19 protein-coding genes and 1 pseudogene are annotated in these 16,918 nt (G+C 61.5%); 10 read left to right on the forward strand and 10 right to left on the reverse strand.

Going from position 1 to position 16,918, the window contains the following annotated elements:
- Positions 1 to 67 precede the first annotated feature (67 nt).
- Positions 68 to 1,144, reverse strand: a complete 1,077-nt coding sequence (gene mtnA / locus AACY25_RS02140) for an S-methyl-5-thioribose-1-phosphate isomerase (protein WP_339522248.1) — start codon at positions 1,142 to 1,144, stop codon at positions 68 to 70.
- Between the two features lie 149 nt (positions 1,145 to 1,293).
- Here mtnA and AACY25_RS02145 point away from each other — a divergent pair, with 149 nt between their 5' ends.
- The 5 genes from AACY25_RS02145 to AACY25_RS02165 all read left to right on the forward strand — a co-directional run bounded on the left by AACY25_RS02145 (position 1,294) and on the right by AACY25_RS02165 (position 6,070).
- Entirely contained in the window at positions 1,294 to 2,613 is a 1,320-nt protein-coding gene (locus AACY25_RS02145) for a TRZ/ATZ family hydrolase (RefSeq protein WP_339522249.1), read from the forward strand.
- A 139-nt stretch (positions 2,614 to 2,752) separates the two neighbouring features.
- Positions 2,753 to 3,451 carry a bifunctional 2-polyprenyl-6-hydroxyphenol methylase/3-demethylubiquinol 3-O-methyltransferase UbiG gene (gene ubiG / locus AACY25_RS02150; protein ID WP_339522250.1) on the forward strand — a complete coding sequence of 233 codons (699 nt, stop codon included), beginning with the start codon at positions 2,753 to 2,755 and terminating at the stop codon, positions 3,449 to 3,451.
- Positions 3,452 to 3,456: 5 nt separating this feature from the next.
- Positions 3,457 to 4,128, forward strand: coding sequence for an N-acetylmuramic acid 6-phosphate phosphatase MupP (gene mupP, locus AACY25_RS02155; protein WP_339522251.1), 672 nt, complete (start codon positions 3,457 to 3,459; stop codon positions 4,126 to 4,128).
- 59 nt (positions 4,129 to 4,187) lie between these two features.
- Positions 4,188 to 4,928, forward strand: a complete 741-nt coding sequence (locus AACY25_RS02160) for a YciK family oxidoreductase (RefSeq protein ID WP_339522252.1) — start codon at positions 4,188 to 4,190, stop codon at positions 4,926 to 4,928.
- Between the two features lie 215 nt (positions 4,929 to 5,143).
- On the forward strand, positions 5,144 to 6,070 hold the full coding sequence (locus AACY25_RS02165; RefSeq protein WP_339522253.1) for a GGDEF domain-containing protein: 927 nt from the start codon (positions 5,144 to 5,146) through the stop codon (positions 6,068 to 6,070).
- Positions 6,071 to 6,204: 134 nt separating this feature from the next.
- On the opposite strand, the gene rluB is transcribed toward AACY25_RS02165, so the two are convergent.
- From rluB to AACY25_RS02200, 7 genes and pseudogenes are all read right to left on the reverse strand, one after another.
- Positions 6,205 to 7,404, reverse strand: coding sequence for a 23S rRNA pseudouridine(2605) synthase RluB (rluB, locus tag AACY25_RS02170; protein ID WP_339522254.1), 1,200 nt, complete (start codon positions 7,402 to 7,404; stop codon positions 6,205 to 6,207).
- Between the two features lie 132 nt (positions 7,405 to 7,536).
- Positions 7,537 to 7,716, reverse strand: a complete 180-nt coding sequence (locus tag AACY25_RS02175; RefSeq protein ID WP_339522256.1) for a DUF1289 domain-containing protein — start codon at positions 7,714 to 7,716, stop codon at positions 7,537 to 7,539.
- Positions 7,717 to 7,764: 48 nt separating this feature from the next.
- Positions 7,765 to 8,541 (reverse strand): annotated as a pseudogene (gene scpB / locus AACY25_RS02180) (SMC-Scp complex subunit ScpB); the annotation flags it as partial.
- Between the two features lie 2 nt (positions 8,542 to 8,543).
- A complete protein-coding gene (locus tag AACY25_RS02185) occupies positions 8,544 to 9,242 on the reverse strand; it encodes a segregation and condensation protein A (protein WP_339523793.1) in 699 nt (232 codons plus the stop codon).
- Between the two features lie 173 nt (positions 9,243 to 9,415).
- Complete coding sequence (locus tag AACY25_RS02190) at positions 9,416 to 10,630, reverse strand: tryptophan--tRNA ligase (RefSeq protein ID WP_339522258.1); 1,215 nt, start codon at positions 10,628 to 10,630, stop codon at positions 9,416 to 9,418.
- Positions 10,631 to 10,674: 44 nt separating this feature from the next.
- On the reverse strand, positions 10,675 to 11,304 hold the full coding sequence (locus tag AACY25_RS02195; RefSeq protein WP_339522260.1) for an L-threonylcarbamoyladenylate synthase: 630 nt from the start codon (positions 11,302 to 11,304) through the stop codon (positions 10,675 to 10,677).
- A gap of 13 nt (positions 11,305 to 11,317) precedes the next feature.
- Positions 11,318 to 12,181, reverse strand: a complete 864-nt coding sequence (locus AACY25_RS02200; protein ID WP_339522261.1) for a PHP domain-containing protein — start codon at positions 12,179 to 12,181, stop codon at positions 11,318 to 11,320.
- Positions 12,182 to 12,332: 151 nt separating this feature from the next.
- Here AACY25_RS02200 and AACY25_RS02205 point away from each other — a divergent pair, with 151 nt between their 5' ends.
- The 5 genes from AACY25_RS02205 to AACY25_RS02225 all read left to right on the forward strand — a co-directional run bounded on the left by AACY25_RS02205 (position 12,333) and on the right by AACY25_RS02225 (position 15,750).
- Positions 12,333 to 12,632: a YciI family protein gene (locus AACY25_RS02205; protein WP_339522262.1), complete on the forward strand. Its 300-nt coding sequence runs from the start codon at positions 12,333 to 12,335 to the stop codon at positions 12,630 to 12,632.
- A gap of 54 nt (positions 12,633 to 12,686) precedes the next feature.
- The gene (locus AACY25_RS02210; RefSeq protein WP_339522264.1) at positions 12,687 to 13,088 is read left to right on the forward strand and encodes a translation initiation factor 2; all 402 of its coding nucleotides are present in this window, start codon (positions 12,687 to 12,689) and stop codon (positions 13,086 to 13,088) included.
- 3 nt (positions 13,089 to 13,091) lie between these two features.
- On the forward strand, positions 13,092 to 13,769 hold the full coding sequence (locus tag AACY25_RS02215; RefSeq protein ID WP_339522266.1) for a response regulator transcription factor: 678 nt from the start codon (positions 13,092 to 13,094) through the stop codon (positions 13,767 to 13,769).
- Between the two features lie 130 nt (positions 13,770 to 13,899).
- Positions 13,900 to 14,316 carry a Spy/CpxP family protein refolding chaperone gene (locus tag AACY25_RS02220; protein ID WP_339522267.1) on the forward strand — a complete coding sequence of 139 codons (417 nt, stop codon included), beginning with the start codon at positions 13,900 to 13,902 and terminating at the stop codon, positions 14,314 to 14,316.
- A gap of 90 nt (positions 14,317 to 14,406) precedes the next feature.
- Complete coding sequence (locus AACY25_RS02225; protein WP_339522268.1) at positions 14,407 to 15,750, forward strand: sensor histidine kinase; 1,344 nt, start codon at positions 14,407 to 14,409, stop codon at positions 15,748 to 15,750.
- Here AACY25_RS02225 and AACY25_RS02230 read toward each other — a convergent pair.
- Positions 15,716 to 16,282, reverse strand: coding sequence for a nitroreductase family protein (locus tag AACY25_RS02230; RefSeq protein ID WP_339522269.1), 567 nt, complete (start codon positions 16,280 to 16,282; stop codon positions 15,716 to 15,718). The two genes, AACY25_RS02225 and AACY25_RS02230, sit on opposite strands and share 35 nt — an antisense overlap.
- Before the next feature lie 219 nt (positions 16,283 to 16,501).
- On the reverse strand, positions 16,502 to 16,873 hold the full coding sequence (locus AACY25_RS02235) for a YkgJ family cysteine cluster protein (protein WP_339522270.1): 372 nt from the start codon (positions 16,871 to 16,873) through the stop codon (positions 16,502 to 16,504).
- Positions 16,874 to 16,918: the final 45 nt, after the last annotated feature.

Genomic DNA, 16,918 nt, shown 5'->3' on the forward strand with positions numbered 1-16,918 from the left:
CAATCACCGCGGCGCACCTATCCCCAGCGCCACCCTACCGACTAGGTGCGCGCACTCGCAGAAAAACTCAGTGCAGACGCTTGCGGCACATCAATTGCGCCATTTTTTCCGCATCCGGACGATCAACCACGCCCTTTTCGGTGACGATAAAGTCGATCAGGTCCGCCGGGGTCACATCGAATACCGGATTGAGCGCTTCGATCCCGCCAGCGATGCGCTTGCCGCCCAGCTCCAGCAGCTCATCAGGGGCGCGCTCTTCCAGCACGATGTCGTCACCGTGCTCCATAGCCATATCAATGGTTGAGCTGGGCGCCACTACCATAAAGCGCACACCGTGGTGCATGGCATTCACCGCCAGCTGATAGGTGCCGATCTTGTTGGCCACATCGCCATTGGCGGCAATGCGGTCAGCGCCGACGATGACCCAGGTGATGCCACGGGTTTTCATCAGGTGCGCGGCAGCCGAATCGACATTGACCGTCACCGGAATGCCATCAGCCGCCAGTTCCCAGGCAGTCAGGCGCGAGCCCTGCAGCCAAGGCCGGGTTTCGTCGGCGTACACCCGCTCAAGCAAACCATCGTGATAGGCAGCACGAATCACCCCCAGCGCCGTTCCAAAGCCGCCAGTTGCCAGAGCGCCGGCATTGCAGTGGGTCAGCAAGTTCTGCTGGTTGCCTTGGTGCTTGCGGATCAGATCGACACCCAGCTGGGCCATGGTCAGGTTGGCTTCGCGGTCACTTTGATGAATGCCAATGGCTTCGGCCTCCAGCAGCGCCAGCGGATCGTCATGGCTTTTCAGCCGTGTAAGCCGATCACGCATACGATCGAGCGCCCAGAACAGGTTGACCGCCGTCGGCCGCGAAGCCGCCAGCAGGTCGAAATCCGCCTGCAGCGCCGCGCGCCAGTCGCCGCCTTCCTGCAGACGAACCCGTACAGCCAGGACAATTGCATAGGCCGCACTGATGCCGATGGCCGGGGCGCCGCGCACCACCATGCTACGGATCGCCTCGGCGACATCCGCCGCCGAGTGGTAGCTCAGCCAGGTTTCCTCGAAAGGCAGGGCGCGCTGATCGAGCAGGTGCAGAGCGCCGTCACGCCACTCGATGGCCCTGACCTTCTCTGCCGCTAGCAATTGCTCGCGCATCACACACCTCCGCCGGAAAAAGCCGACCATTATACGCACACCGCCCCGAGCTTCGTGCCAACAGCCCGCCATATAGAGCGCGTGCAGCTTCAAGCCTAGGGCGTTCCTCTATAAACTCGCCACTTTACTGACTGCCGGAAGCACACCCCATGCCGCAAACCCCACTCGACCTGCTGCTACTGCCCACCTGGTTGGTCCCGGTCGAGCCTGCCGGTGTGGTGCTGCTAGAGCACGGCCTGGGCATCCGTGATGGACGCATCGCGCTGATCGCCCCGCGCGCTGAAGCGCTCAAACACAGCGCCCTGCAGGTGCTTGAACTGCCCGGCCGGCTGCTCACGCCAGGCCTGATCAACGCCCACGGGCATGCGGCAATGACCCTGTTCCGCGGCCTGGCCGATGATCTGCCGCTGATGACCTGGCTGGAGAAGCACATCTGGCCGGCCGAGGCCAAATGGGTCAACGAGCAGTTTGTGCAGGATGGCACCGAGCTAGCCATCGCAGAACAGCTCAAGGGCGGTATCACCTGCTTCTCCGACATGTATTTCTTCCCGGAAACCGCCAGCCAGCTGGTGCACCGCAGCGGCATCCGCGCACAGATCAGCATTCCAGTGCTGGATTTCCCAATTCCCGGCGCCCGCGACGCCGACGAGGCGCTGCGCAAGGGCCTGGCGCTGTTCGACGACATCAAGCACCACCCGCGCCTGAGCGTCGCCTTCGGCCCGCACGCGCCATACACCGTGAGCGACGACAAGCTGGAAAACATCCGCATGCTCGCCGAAGAGCTCGACGCCGGCATTCATATGCATGTGCATGAAACCGCCTTCGAGGTGCAACAGAGTCTGGAGCAACGCGGTGAACGACCACTGGCCCGCCTGGCGCGCCTCGATCTGCTCGGCCCGCGCTTCCAGGCCGTGCACATGACCCAGATTAATGATGAGGACCTGGCCCTGCTGGTGGAAAGCAACAGCAGTGTGATCCATTGCCCAGAGTCCAACCTCAAACTCGCCAGCGGCTTCTGCCCAGTGGAAAAACTCTGGCAGGCCGGGGTCAACGTGGCCATCGGCACCGATGGTGCGGCGAGCAACAATGATCTCGACCTGCTCGGCGAAACCCGCACTGCTGCCCTGCTGGCCAAGGCGGTTGCCGGCTCAGCCACAGCCCTGGATGCCCACCGCGCACTGCGCATGGCCACCCTCAACGGCGCCCGCGCATTGGGCCTGAATGAGCAGATCGGCTCGCTGGAACTGGGTAAGGCTGCGGATATGGCGGTATTCAACCTCTCCGGCCTGGCTCAGCAACCGGTCTACGACCCGGTATCGCAGCTTATCTACGCCGGTGGCCGCCCCTGCGTCGAACACCTGTGGGTCGGCGGCAAACAATTGCTCGACGCCGGCCAACTAACGCGCCTGGACGAACAACGGATCATCGCCAACGCCCGCGCCTGGGGCGCGAAGATCGCCGGCAAGTGACTGCCAGCCCAGAGAATTCGGGCACTGCGACAAACTGACATACATTGGACGCATAACAGGCGTCCAATCCACCCGGCGAAACTGGCAACATGAGCACCTTGCGCTCCCATTCTTGCCGCAGCCTGATTCAGGGATTTATATGAGTAACGTCGACCACGCTGAAATCGCCAAATTCGAAGCCCTTGCCCACCGCTGGTGGGACCGCGAAAGCGAATTCAAGCCGCTGCATGACATCAACCCGCTGCGCGTCAACTGGATCGACGAGCGCGCCGGTCTGGCCGGCAAGAAGGTACTGGACGTCGGCTGCGGCGGCGGCATCCTCAGCGAATCCATGGCTCAGCGCGGCGCAAGCGTCACCGGTATCGATATGGGCGAAGCGCCGCTGGCGGTGGCCCAATTGCATCAGCTGGAGTCGGGCGTAACCGTCGAATACCGGCAGATCACCGCAGAAGCCCTGGCTGAAGAAATGCCTGAGCAGTTCGACGTGGTCACCTGCCTGGAAATGCTGGAGCACGTACCCGACCCGGCGTCGGTGATCCGCGCCTGCTACCGCATGGTCAAACCCGGCGGCCAGGTGTTCTTCTCCACCATCAACCGCAACCCCAAGGCGTATCTGTTCGCCATCATCGGCGCCGAATACCTGATGCGCCTGCTGCCGCGCGGCACCCATGACTTCAAGAAATTTATCCGTCCGTCCGAACTGGGCGCTTGGAGCCGCGAGGCAGGCCTTGCGGTCAAAGGCATCATCGGCCTGACCTACAACCCGCTGAGCAAACGCTACAAGCTGGAAGCCGATGTCGACGTCAACTACATGATCCAGACCCTGCGCGAGGAGTGAGGCGCATGCGTTTACGCGCGGTTTTATTCGATATGGACGGCACCCTGCTCGACAGCGCACCGGACTTTATCGCCATCTGCCAGGCCATGCGCGCCGAACGCGACCTGCCACCGATTGCCGACAAGCTGATTCGTGATCAGGTCTCCGGCGGTGCGCGTGCCATGGTCGCCGCCAACTTCGCCATAAACCCTGAGGATGAAGGCTTCGAAGCCCTGCGCCTGGAGTTTCTCGAGCGCTATCAGAGCCACTGCGCGGTACTTACTCGACCATTCGACGGCATGCATGAGCTGCTCGAAGATATCGAACAGGCCAAACTGATCTGGGGTGTGGCGACCAACAAGCCGGTGCGCTATGCCGAGCCGATCATGCAGCAACTTGGTCTGGCGCAGCGCTCGGCGGTATTGGTCTGCCCGGATCACGTCAGCCGCAGCAAGCCCGATCCGGAGATGATCCTGCTGGCCTGCGCGAAGATGGGCGTGGAGCCCGCCGCCACCCTGTTTATCGGCGATGACGAGCGCGATATCGAAGCCGGCCGCGCCGCCGGCTGCAAGACCGCCGCCGTCACCTACGGCTATATCCACCCGCAGGACAACCCACGCAACTGGGGCGCCGATGTAGTGGTGGACCATCCGCTGGAACTGCGCGCTGTGCTCGAGCGAGCCCTGTGCAGCTGCTGAAGACTGCTTACCGGACGCGCACCGGCGCCACCCGTTTTTGAATTAATGAGGCTTTACCCATGCATGACTATTCCGCCCGCCCCGACCTGCTCAAGGGCCGCGTGATTCTGGTGACCGGTGCCGGCCGTGGCATTGGCGCAACCGCCGCCAAGACCTTCGCCGCCCACGGCGCAACCGTACTGCTGCTGGGCAAGACCGAAGAAAACCTCAGCCGGGTGTATGACGCCATCGAAGCCGCCGGCCATCCGCAGGCTGCAGTGATCCCGTTCAACCTGGAAACCGCCCTGCCGCACCAGTACGACGAGCTGGCGGCGATGATCGAAGCCGAGTTCGGCAAGCTTGACGGCCTGTTGCACAACGCCTCGATCATCGGCCCGCGCACGCCGCTGGAGCAACTGTCCGGCGACAACTTCATGCGCGTTATGCAGGTCAACGTCAACGCCATGTTTATGCTCACCAGCACCCTGCTGCCGCTGCTCAAACTCTCGACAGACGCCTCGGTGGTATTCACCTCCAGCAGCGTCGGCCGCAAGGGCCGCGCTTACTGGGGTGCTTATGCAGTGTCGAAATTCGCCACCGAGGGCCTGATGCAGGTGCTCGCCGATGAAATCGATAGCATCAGCAGCGTACGCGCCAACAGCGTCAACCCAGGCGCAACCCGTACCGATATGCGCGCCCAGGCCTACCCGGGCGAAAACCCGACCAACAACCCATTGCCGGACGCCATCATGCCGGTCTACCTGTACCTGATGGGACCAGGCAGCACGGGCGTCAATGGCCAGGCATTTGACGCGCAGTAAGTTACTGCTGCCGCCGCCGGTTTCCCGGCGGCAGGCCGATCTGCTGGCATCAAATTGCCAGCAGGCCGCCAGTTAACCGGCAAAGGCTTGCCGCCAATCTTTGCCGCATAAACGTAAGCACATGAAATAAAAGCACTTTTTACTCAAAACCGTGCTTGGCATGAAATTCGCTCTACCTCTTCCAGTCGTCGCGTATCGCGTAAGAGGTAAGGCTTATGGCCCCGCATAACCAGTCCAACACCATCGATTTCGACGCTGCAAAATTGCAGCGTCTCGGCTATGCCAGTCGCCTGCAGAAAAACCTCAAGCCGGTCAGCCTGGCGCAACTGCGCCAACAACTGAGCCTGCGCCTGCAAACCTCGCTGGAAGCCGAACGCATTCTCGAGCTGTTCTACAGCGAAGTGCAGCGCCTGGTGCCACTCAGCGCCCTCAGCTACCAACTGGCCTCCTGCGACCTGCGCCTGGAATTGGGCGAGCGCGGTAATCACTCGGCCGGCTACCGCCTGAATCACGATGGCGAATTCCTCGGTGAGCTGACCTTCCGTCGTAACCAGCGCTTTAGCGAGGATGAGCTGGGCCAGCTGGAATCGCTGCTCGCCAGCCTGCTGTTCCCGCTGCGCAACGCCCTGCTCTACCGCTCTGCAGTACAGAGCGCATTGCGCGACCCGCTGACCGATACCGGCAACCGCATCGCCATGCAGCAGACGCTCAAACGCGAAGTGGATATTGCCCGACGCACCCTGCAGCCGCTGTCCGTGCTGATGGTCGACATCGACCACTTCAAACGCATCAACGATAGCCACGGCCACCTGATCGGCGACCAGGCATTGAAAGCCGTCGCCACCGCCCTGAAAGACAGCCTGCGTAATGTCGACATGGTGTTCCGCTTCGGCGGTGAAGAATTTATGGTGCTGCTCTCCAACACCAACCGCGAAGCCGCCTCAATGGTCGGTGAACGCCTGCGCATGGCCGTTCTCGGCATCCAGTACCTGGTGGAAAATCGCGCCATCGAACTGTCGGTCAGCCTCGGCTGCGCCACCCTGCTGCCGGGTGAATCCATGGAAAGCCTGCTGCGCCGTGCCGACAGCGCGCTGTACGTGTCCAAACGCGATGGCCGTAATCGCCTGTCGATGGCCGGGTAAACGTCCGGCGATAAAAAATGGCCGGGAGCCATTTTTAACGTCGCGCAGCGACGGCCCGCAGGGTGGCCGCCATGGATGGCAGGACATAAAAAAGGCGACCCGAAGGTCGCCTTTTTCACATCCACCGCAATGGATTACTCCGGCTTAGGACCGCGACCAAAACCTGGGCGCTGACCTTCACGGCTCGGCGGGCTGCGGCGCTTGACCGGCGCACCGGCTGGCTTGCGTGATGGACGCTCGCTCAGCTCGACGCCTGGGCGCTGCGCACCTGGCTTGGCCGGGCGCTTCTTGTTGACGTCACGTGGACGCTCAGCAACCGGCGTGCCCTTGCTCTGATCGGCACGCGGTGCACGTGGGGTGCGTACTGGACGCTCGCCACGCTCATCGCCTTCACCACGGGCAGGACGCGAACGACCCTGATCGCCAGCCGCTGCTGGGCCGCCGCCATGGGCCGGACGCAGGGTCCGTTCCGGACGTGCGGCACGACCCACCGGCTTGGCCGATTTGCGCTGCAGACGGTCGATCTTGTCGCGGGCTTTTTCCTTCATATCCGGCAAAGCGACCGGCTTGAGGCCGACTTCTTCGCTGAGGATATCCACTTCGCGCTGGCTCATTTCACGCCAGCGGCCCATGGTCAGGTCCGAGGTGATAAACACCGGGCCGAAACGCACGCGCTTCAGACGGCTGACCACCAAGCCCTGGGATTCCCACAACCGGCGTACTTCGCGGTTACGGCCTTCCATCACCACGCAGTGATACCAGTGGTTGAAGCCCACACCGCCCGGCGCGACCTTGATGTCGGTGAACTTGGCCGGGCCGTCTTCGAGCATCACGCCAGCTTTCAGGCGCTCGATCATCTCTTCGTCGACTTCACCACGCACACGCACGGCGTACTCGCGGTCCATCTGGAAGGACGGGTGCATCAGGCGGTTGGCCAGCTCACCGTCGGTGGTGAACATCAGCAAGCCGGTGGTATTGATGTCGAGGCGACCGATATTGATCCAGCGGCCGTCTTTAGGCCGTGGCAGACGGTCAAACACGGTCGGACGGCCTTCCGGGTCGTCACGGGTGCAGATCTCACCTTCGGGCTTGTTATAGATGATTACGCGGCGCACGCTTTCGGCGGCTTCTTCGCGACGGATCACTTTGCCATCGACGGCAATCGCATCGTGCAGGTCGACGCGCACGCCGAGGCTGGCGACTGCGCCGTTGACCTTGACGCGGCCAGCGGTAATCCAGGCTTCGATTTCACGGCGTGAAGCCAGGCCCATGCGCGCCATAACTTTCTGCAGCTTTTCGCCTGCGGGGCTGTATTCTTCGATTTCTTCACTCATCTGGGCACCTCCCGGTGTTTTCTTTAGTGATTAGGACGATTTAGGCAGGGCCTATTCGTCGAAGGGGCGCGGAGCATACGCGAAACGCGGCGCTGACGCACGGATTGAGGCTAGCTGGCTGATCGGTGGCCGTCAGCCTTTGCGCCGACCAATGGTCGCCAGGCTCAGCAAACGCATATCAGCCTCGGCCAACACGGCGCGCCGAGCAGGCTTATCAAGCTTCTTCCAACCCTTGATCTCGGCTTTGCTGCGCCCGCAACCGAGACAGATATCGCACTCGAACTTGCACAGCTTGATGCAAGGGTCTTTCACCGCACTAACGCCCTCGCTGACGCACCCCGCCCTTTAGTCAGGCAGCTGCTCTTTATCCAGGGTTTCATGAGGCTCATCGGCATCGTCAAGCTCATCGTCCTGCTCGGGCAAATCATCGAAGTCGGTCTTCAGACCCTGCTCCATCGAGTCGAGTTCAGCCAGCAGGCTGCTGAAGCTGGTTTCCTCACCCACTTCCATCGCAGGTTCATCGGCCAGGGCCAGATCGGCACGTGCCTGCAGGCTCTGCGGCGCTTCCAGATCCTCGTCAAACGCCAAGGCCGGCTCAGGCTCCAGCTCGCGCAGGGCGGCCAATGGCGGTAATTCGTCGAGGCTTTTCAGGTTGAAGTGATCGAGAAAGGCTTTGGTGGTGGCAAACATTGCCGGTTTGCCCGGCACATCGCGATAACCCACCACGCGAATCCACTCGCGCTCCAGCAGGGTTTTGACGATATGACTGTTGACCGCCACACCGCGCACATCTTCGATTTCGCCACGAGTAATCGGCTGGCGGTAGGCGATCAGCGCTAGGGTTTCCAGCATGGCGCGCGAGTAGCGCTGCGGGCGCTCTTCCCACAGCCGGCCAACCCAAGGGGCATATTTTTCGCGCACTTGCAGTCGGTAGCCTGACGCCACTTCGACCAGCTCAAAAGCACGTCCTTCACAGGACTTGCCCAGGTGCGCCAGGGCCTTTTTGAACACCGCCGGTTCGGGGCGCTCGGCCTCTTCGAAAAGCTCGAACAGACGCTCCAGCGATTGTGGTTTGCCAGATGCCAGCAGAAAGGCTTCGAGCAGGCTGGCCAGCTCGCGAGGTTCGTTAAGGTTCATGCTTATTCAGCCCGCGCACGCACATGGATTGGCCCGAAAGCCTCATTTTGCACCAGTTCAACCAGGGATTCCTTGATCAACTCGAGCACTGCCATAAAGGTCACCACCACGCCGAGCTTGCCCTCTTCAGCGCTGAACAGGCTGACAAAGGGCACAAACGCGCCGCCCTTGAGGCGTTCGAGCACTTCGCTCATGCGCTCGCGGGTCGACAATGCTTCACGGGTAACCTGGTGGCTTTCAAACATATCGGCGCGGCGCAGCACTTCGGCCATCGACAGCAGCACTTCTTCCAGGCTGACATCCGGCAGCAGTTTGCGCGCCCGCGCTTCGGGGGCATCCAGGCGCGGCACGGTGATGTCCCGCCCGACCCGGCTAAGACCGTCGATGCCTTCCGCGGCAGCCTTGTAACGCTCGTATTCCTGCAGACGGCGGATCAGCTCGGCGCGCGGGTCGTCTTCCTCGGCTTCGGCCTCACTGGAGCGCGGCAGCAACATGCGCGACTTGATCTCGGCGAGCATGGCCGCCATCACCAGATACTCGGCCGCCAGCTCCAGGCGCACCGACTGCATCAGTTCGACATAGCCCATGTACTGGCGGGTGATTTCCGCCACCGGAATGTCCAGCACATCGATGTTCTGCTTGCGGATCAGGTACAGCAGCAGGTCCAGCGGGCCTTCGAAGGCTTCGAGAAACACCTCCAGGGCATCCGGCGGGATATACAGGTCCAGCGGCATTTCGGTGACCGCCTGACCATACACCAGGGCAAAGGGCAGCTCTTGCTGGGCATTGGCCTGATCCTGGGGATGGCTGTCGGGATGTTCCTGGGCTGGCACGCTGGACATGGTCACTCTCGAGGTTAGATTCAGCGTTAGGTTCAGCGGTAATTCAGGCCAAGGGCCATGCGCACTTCACTCAAGGTTTCCCGCGCCTCGGAGCGCGCACGGTCGGCACCATCGGCGAGAATCTGCCGGACCAGATCAGGGTTGTCCTGATAATCCGCAGCGCGTGCCTGCAACGGTTGCAACTCCTGCTGCAGCGCCTCGACCAAGGGTGCCTTGCATTCCAGGCAACCGATGCCGGCGCTGCGACAGCCTTGCTGCGCCCAGTCGCAGGTCGCGTTGCTGGAATACAACTGGTGCAGCGACCACACCGGGCAGTTCGCCGGATTGCCGGGGTCATCGCGATGCACCCGCGCAGGATCGGTCGGCATACGACGGATCTTTTCTTCGATCACCGCGCCGCTGTCACGCAGGAAAATCGCATTGTTATTGGACTTGGACATCTTGCCGCCATCAAGCCCAAGCAGCCTAGGCGACTCGCCAAGCATGGCCTGGGGTTCGATCAGCAGAATCTTGCCGCCACCTTCTAGATAACCGTAGAGACGTTCCTTATCCCCCAAAGTGATGCTCTGCTGGTCCTTGAGCAGCGCCCGCGCGGTTTCCAGCGCCTCAGCGTCGCCCTGCTGCTGATAGGCCTTGCGCAGGTTGTTGTAGAGCGTCGCGGTTTTCTTGCCAAGTCTGACGATCGCCGCCTCGGCCTTCTCCTCAAAGCCTGGCTCGCGGCCATACAGATGGTTGAAGCGCCGCGCCACATCCCGAGCAAACTCAATATGTGCCAACTGATCACTGCCCACCGGCACCACGCCGGCGCGGTACAGCAGAATGTCGGCTGCCTGCAGCAAGGGGTAACCGAGAAAGCCGAAGGTGCTCAGGTCTTTGCCGTGCAGCTGCTCCTGCTGCTCTTTATAGGACGGCACGCGCTCCAGCCAACTGAGCGGGCAGATCATCGACAGCAGCAGGTGCAGCTCGGCGTGCTCAGGGACTTGCGACTGAATAAACAGCGTCGCCGAGCTGGGGCTGACGCCAGCCGCCAGCCAGTCCACGGCCATGTCCATAACGCGCTGAGACAAGGGTCCGACATCGTCGTAATCCGTGGTCAGCGCGTGCAGATCAACGATACAGAAGAAGCATTCATAGCTGTGTTGCAGCTTCACCCAGTTTTTCAGCACGCCCTGATAATGCCCCAGATGCAGCAGACCACTTGGGCGCATGCCAGACAGCACGCGGCGTTCAGCGTCAACAAGACTCAAAACGGATTACCTGAAAGCTCAAAGGAGTTCGATTATAGCCAGGATCAGATGTCATTCGTAAAAGGCGACGGATCACCGCAACCCACTCGAAAAACCTCAGGCTCATCGTCAAGCAGGCTGACCACGGTGGAGGCTTCCAGGCCGCCGAAGCCGCCATCGATGATCAGATCGACCTGATGCTCAAGAATCTGACGCATCTCGTAAGGATCGCTCATCGGCAGCGTGTCCCCCGGCAAAATCAAGGTCACACTCATCAACGGCTCATCCAACTCGGCCAGCAAGGCCATGGCAATCGGATGACTGGGCACGCGCAGACCAATGGTGCGGCGTTTGGCATGCAGCAGCATGCGCGGCACTTCACGGGTGGCATTGAGGATAAAGGTGTAAGGCCCCGGGGTATGGCTCTTAAGCAGACGGAAAGCAGCGGTATCGACCTTGGCAAAAGTGCTGAGTTGCGACAGGTCTCGGCATACCAGGGTGAAGTTATGCTTGTCGTCCAGCTGGCGCAGGCGACGTATGCGCTCTATCGCGCCCTTATCACCAATATGACAACCGACTGCATACGACGAGTCTGTCGGGTAGATAACTACCCCGCCAGCCCGAATAATCTCGACAGCCTGTTTGATCAGGCGCGCTTGCGGGTTTTCCGGATGAATCTGGAAGAATTGACTCACACTAAGGTCCTGGTCAGATTGCAGTAGGCTGCTGGACATGTTTGAACCGTGCCCACAAGGGCGGTAGATCCTCGGGCACTGGGCGATAGACGCCCAGCTCAGACCACTGGCCCGGCGCATGGAAATCACTGCCAGCCGTGACGAACATGCCAAACTCCCGCGCCAGAATCGCCAGACTGCCCACCTGTTCGGCAGGCTGCATACCGTTGACCACCTCCAGCGAATGCCCACCGGCACCGACAAAATCGGCGATCAGCTTGCGCCGTTTGCTGCGAGTAAAGTCGTACTGCCAGGGATGCGCCAGGCTGACCCAAGCACCCGCACGGCGCAAGGTATCAACCGCCTGGGCCAGCTCTGGCCAGTGCTGTTTGACATCGCCCAGCTTGCCCGAGCCAAGCCACTTACGAAACGCTTCGGCGCGATCCTTCACATATCCCCTGCGCACCAGAAAGTCCGCAAAGTGCGGCCGCGCCGGAGCATTCCCACTGTCACCCAGTTCCTGCTGCATGGCCCGCGCACCTTCCAGCGCGCCCGGCATGCCTTTGGCTTCCAGGCGCTTACTGATCTCAGCAGCGCGCAACCAGCGCCCCTCATGCAGCTCGGCAATCGCCTGCTGCAAAGCCGGCGCATCGCGATTGAAGGCGTAGCCCAGTACATGAATGGTCGCACCGCCCCAGGTGCAGGACAGCTCGATGCCATTGACCAGTTGCATGCCCAATTCTTGCGCTGCGGCGCCGGCCTCATCCAGGCCATCAAGGGTGTCGTGATCGGTCAGCGCCAGCAAACGCACACCGCGCTCAAACGCCCGCGCCACCACCACAGCTGGCGCAAGCGCGCCATCTGAAGCGGTGCTGTGGCAATGCAAATCAACATCCATAAGGGGCGCTTTCCGAGTCATTTATGTTTGTTATTATGCCGCCAGATGTGGATTCTTGCTGGCTTGCGCCAATATTTCCTCGACTTTGCCTGACCAGGCTGCTTTTCTCCCCTGGCGCTGGCCCGTGCCAACCACCGTATTAAGGATTGAGATGCTCTACGCGATCATTGCCACCGATGTGGAAAATTCCCTGGAAAGCCGCCTGAGTGCCCGTCCGGCGCACCTTGCACGCCTGGAGCAGCTGAAAAGCGAAGGTCGCTTGATCCTTGCCGGCCCGCACCCAGCCGTCGACAGCAATGATCCAGGCCCAGCGGGCTTTTCCGGCAGCCTGATCGTCGCCGAGTTCGAATCGCTGCCGGCCGCACAACAGTGGGCCGATACCGACCCCTACCGCGCCGCCGGGGTGTATGCCTCGGTACTGGTAAAACCCTTCAAACTGGTCTTGCCTTGAATCAACCCCTCCGCTGAATAGCCCATAACAATAATTAAAAAGATAGGAGTTCCGATGCGTCCAGGCCCGTTGTTTCTGCTCTTAACCCTGTGTTCGCCGGCCTTCGTCCAGGCCGAAGAAAGCCCGCCGCAGCCTTTGGCAGAAGCCACTTCGGCGCAGACGCATATAGATGAACTGGAACAGCGCCTGGCGCTCAGCGAAGAACAGCGCGCAGCCCTCAGCGCGGAATTGCAAAACAGCAGTAATGAACGTGACACCGTGCAACTGCAACGCCTGCGCCAGGAAAACCAGCGCCTTAAACTGCAGCTGAAAAAGACCCAGGCCAGCACCCCGCAGCCGCTGATAAGCGAACAGCAGATGTGGTTTGCTACGGGCGCCGGAGCCGGTCTGCTCGGGGTGATTATCGGCGCGTTCCTGCGTCGTGGTCGCCGTTCACGCAGCGAGTGGCTCAACTGACCCATGAGTAATCTGCTGTTAATCGACGACGACGTCGAACTCTGCGAGCTGCTGACCAGCTGGCTGACCCAGGAAGGCTTTCAGGTCAGCGCCTGCCATGACGGCCAAGGTGCCCGTAACGCTCTCGCCAAACACAGCCCGGATGCGGTGGTACTGGACGTGATGCTGCCCGATGGCAGTGGCCTGGAATTGCTCAAGCAGTTGCGCAGCGACCACCCCGAACTGCCCGTGCTGATGCTTTCGGCCCGTGGCGAACCTCTGGACCGGATTCTCGGCCTGGAACTGGGCGCCGACGACTACCTGGCCAAACCTTGCGATCCCCGCGAGCTGACCGCCCGTTTACGTGCCGTCTTACGCCGTAGCCTGCCGGCCACGCCCAGCAGCCCGCTTGATCTCGGCGACCTGCATTACAGTCAGGCCCGCGGCACCGTGACCCTGGGCGAACAGGAAGTGCTGTTGACACTCTCGGAAAGCCGCATCCTCGAAGCCCTGTTGCAACATCCAGGCGAGCCAGTGGACAAACAGGAACTGGCGCAACTGGCCCTCGGCCGCAAACTGACGCTGTATGACCGCAGCCTGGACATGCACGTCAGCAATCTGCGCAAAAAGCTCGGCCCACATGCAGACGGCCGCCAGCGCATTCTTGCACTGCGTAGCCGCGGCTACTACTACAGCGTTTGAGAGCCGGCTCTGTAAACCAGCCACGCCGTGCTCTTTACCTAAGCTTTACCTTGCCCTGACGGCCCTTGACCTTGACCGCCCTAGACTGGGCTTATCCGGTGTTTACCGGTTTCAGACAAGGAGACACACCATGCGCAAGACCCTTACCGCAGTACTGCTCGCCCTGACCCTGCCGACCCTGGCCATGGCCATGCCCGAAGGTGGCTCGCGGCACGGTGGCCATCATGGTGAGCATGGCTCACGCATGTTCAAAGAGCTCGACCTAAGCAAAGAGCAGCAGCGCGAAATTCGTAAGCTGATGGGCGAGCAGATGAAAGGCCGCCATGAAATCACCAAGCGCTACCTGGACAAGCTGCCAGCGGCCGAACAGAAAGCCATGCAGGACGAGCTGAAGGCCGCCAAGGAGCAACAACGCAGCGCCATCCGTGCCCTGCTCAACCCTGAGCAGCAGAAAGCCTTCGACGAGCACCAGAAGAAAATGCAAGAGCGCCGCGCCGAGCACCAGGCATTCAAAGCCTGGCAGGCCGAGCAAGCGAAAAAGAACTAACCCAGGCACTGTTGTCTCTGCGCCCATCAGGTTATGTAGCCTGATGGGCGTAAGCATTTCCACTCCAGCGATTACTAACAAGGAGCCACCGTGCGGTCACTGTTCTGGCGCATCTTTGCCAGCTTCTGGCTGGCTATCGCCCTGGTAGCGGGGTTGTCCATGCTGCTTGGACGCATGCTCAATCAGGATGCCTGGCTGCTCAGCCAGCACCCCGGCATGGATGACCTCGCCGAGAAATGGACGCAACGCTACGAGAAGAAAGGCCCAAGCTCCGCTCAAGCGCTACTCGAACAACGCAAACGCAAATTCCGCATCGATGTGCAGGTGCTTGATGACAGTGGCCAGCCGGTGGTTCAAGGCACCTTCCCGCCTCGTGCAGCAGCCTTTGAAGCGCGCCATCGCAATGAGAAACGCCTGCCCTGGCGCCGCCTGAGTGTCGATTACACCAGCCCGCACAGCGGCGAAACCTACCTGTTTATCTACCGTATACCAAATCCCGAGGTCGCCGCGTGGCAGCGCGACAGCCTGCTCTGGCCGCTGAGCGCGCTGGGTATTGCCATGCTGGTGCTGACCCTGTTCAGCCTCTGGCTGACGCTCTCCATCACCCGCCCGCTGAATCGCCTGCGCGGCGCAGTGCACGATCTGGGGCAAACCGCCTATCAACAGAACAGCCTGGCCAAGTTGGCCGAACGGCGTGATGAGCTCGGCGTGCTGGCGGCCGATTTCAACCGTATGGGCGAGCGCGTACAAGGCCTGATCAGCAGCCAACGGCAGCTGTTGCGCGACGTGTCACATGAGCTGCGCTCACCACTGGCGCGCCTGCGTATCGCCCTGGCGTTGACTGAGCGCGCCGATGCGGCCGAACGGGGAAAATACTGGCCGCGCCTGAGCCAGGAGTGCGATCGCCTGGAAGCGCTGATCAGTGAAATCCTCGCGCTCGCCCGCCTCGATGCCGAACCGGGCGCGGCGCAGCCGATCAACCTAGGCGAGGTGCTGCACAAACTGCAGGACGAAGCGCGCCTGGACGCCCCAGAGCAACAGGTCGAGATTCAGCTGGAAAGCGGCCTGCAGCTCAACGGCTGGCCGGACATGCTGCAACGCGCGATGGATAACTTGCTGCGCAACGCCCTGCGCTTCAACCCGGCTGGCCAGGCTATCGAGCTGAGGGCCAGTAGAAACGCCGAGCAGCTATGCCTGAGCGTACGTGACCACGGCCCTGGCGTTGCACCTGAGCTGCTGACACGCCTTGGCGAACCCTTCTACCGCGCCCCTGGCCAGACCAGCAGCGGTCACGGCCTGGGCTTGGCGATCGCCCGCCGCGCCGCCGAGCGGCATGGCGGCCAGCTGGAACTGAGTAACCATGCGCAAGGCGGCTTTATCGCCACCCTGCGCCTGCCGCTTACTCAGCTGAGTCAGGAGCAGGCCAAGCTCTGACAAAGTCGCTGACCTGCACCTGTGGCACCGCACGCAACTCGCGCTCTGGAGTGCCGAGGTAGAGATAGGCAATCACCTGCTCATCTGCGCTCAAACCCAGGCCGGCAGCGACCTGTGAATTGTACGCCATATCACCGGTGCGCCAGACCGCACCAATACCTTGGGCGTGAGCCGCCAACAGAATCCCGTGGGCCGCGCAGCCGGCGGCCAGCACCTGCTCCTGCGCCGGCACTTTTGGGCTGGCCTTAACACAAGCAATCACCACCACCAGCAACGGCGCACGCAGCGGCATCGCACGCGCCTTGGTCAAAGCTTCAGGGCTGGCATCGGCAGGTAATGTACTGGCAAACAGCTCGCCCAATTGAACAAGCGCCTCGCCTTCCACCGTAAGAAAGCGCCAAGGCCGCAACTGGCCATGGTCAGGCGCGCGCAGGGCGGCGCGAAACAACAGCTCGCGCTGCGCAGCATCGGGAGCCGGCGCAATCAGGCGCGGCGCGGAAACACGGTTTAGCAACGCATCAAGAGCGTCCATCAGCCACCTCGGCAATTGAAACAGACGGCCATTCTAGTACCTGTACGCCGCGCACGAACAACTTGCGCGCTGTGTAGCAGAGCTTGTTTACGATCTCGCGAGCTAGAGACATGCAAGGCAAAAGCAGGCGAGGAAGCGGAGTGTACGAGCTGTACATAAGCATTCCGAGCCTGCTTTTAACGCAGCAGGGCCGACGCGCAGCAGATCGTAAGCAAGCTCTCAGGCCACCCGTTCAGGCGAAATACTGGGCAACACCGGCGGCATCAAGGGCGGTAAGCCGTGTGCACTGCGCGCCGCATCGCAATGCGGGTTGTGCTCGCCATTGACCCAAGAGGCCTCGAATTCGCGGCAAGTACTGGAGCGCTGCTCATACAGCGTACAGCGCACGCCTTGGCCGACGTCACCGAGCAAGGCCGTGCAACGCACAGGCTTGTGCTCGGTCCCGCGCATGGCGACCCGGTGCGGGGTGATCAGCACAACCTGATCATCGGGCACCAGACCACCGGCCGATTGGCACTCACCCCAGAAAAATGACACACGAAAATGCGCGCAGCAGGCGCCACAACTTAAACAAGGATTGCTATCGGACATGATTTGGCGGGCTCAGAAACCGGCAAGGGCCGGCACCTGGCGGCT

It is taken from the genome of Pseudomonas sp. EA_35y_Pfl2_R111, assembly GCF_963970955.1.
In the GTDB taxonomy this organism is placed as follows: domain Bacteria; phylum Pseudomonadota; class Gammaproteobacteria; order Pseudomonadales; family Pseudomonadaceae; genus Aquipseudomonas.

Excerpts from the sequence above, each read along its gene's own strand:
- mtnA (WP_339522248.1), bottom strand. The coding sequence starts at position 1,144 with ATGCGCGAGCAATTGCTAGCGGCAGAGAAGGTCAGGGCCATCGAGTGG.
- AACY25_RS02145 (WP_339522249.1), top strand. The coding sequence starts at position 1,294 with ATGCCGCAAACCCCACTCGACCTGCTGCTACTGCCCACCTGGTTGGTC.
- ubiG (WP_339522250.1), top strand. The coding sequence starts at position 2,753 with ATGAGTAACGTCGACCACGCTGAAATCGCCAAATTCGAAGCCCTTGCC.
- mupP (WP_339522251.1), top strand. The coding sequence starts at position 3,457 with ATGCGTTTACGCGCGGTTTTATTCGATATGGACGGCACCCTGCTCGAC.
- AACY25_RS02160 (WP_339522252.1), top strand. The coding sequence starts at position 4,188 with ATGCATGACTATTCCGCCCGCCCCGACCTGCTCAAGGGCCGCGTGATT.
- AACY25_RS02165 (WP_339522253.1), top strand. The coding sequence starts at position 5,144 with ATGGCCCCGCATAACCAGTCCAACACCATCGATTTCGACGCTGCAAAA.
- rluB (WP_339522254.1), bottom strand. The coding sequence starts at position 7,404 with ATGAGTGAAGAAATCGAAGAATACAGCCCCGCAGGCGAAAAGCTGCAG.
- AACY25_RS02200 (WP_339522261.1), bottom strand. The coding sequence starts at position 12,181 with ATGGATGTTGATTTGCATTGCCACAGCACCGCTTCAGATGGCGCGCTT.
- AACY25_RS02205 (WP_339522262.1), top strand. The coding sequence starts at position 12,333 with ATGCTCTACGCGATCATTGCCACCGATGTGGAAAATTCCCTGGAAAGC.
- AACY25_RS02210 (WP_339522264.1), top strand. The coding sequence starts at position 12,687 with ATGCGTCCAGGCCCGTTGTTTCTGCTCTTAACCCTGTGTTCGCCGGCC.
- AACY25_RS02215 (WP_339522266.1), top strand. The coding sequence starts at position 13,092 with ATGAGTAATCTGCTGTTAATCGACGACGACGTCGAACTCTGCGAGCTG.
- AACY25_RS02220 (WP_339522267.1), top strand. The coding sequence starts at position 13,900 with ATGCGCAAGACCCTTACCGCAGTACTGCTCGCCCTGACCCTGCCGACC.
- AACY25_RS02230 (WP_339522269.1), bottom strand. The coding sequence starts at position 16,282 with ATGGACGCTCTTGATGCGTTGCTAAACCGTGTTTCCGCGCCGCGCCTG.
- AACY25_RS02235 (WP_339522270.1), bottom strand. The coding sequence starts at position 16,873 with ATGTCCGATAGCAATCCTTGTTTAAGTTGTGGCGCCTGCTGCGCGCAT.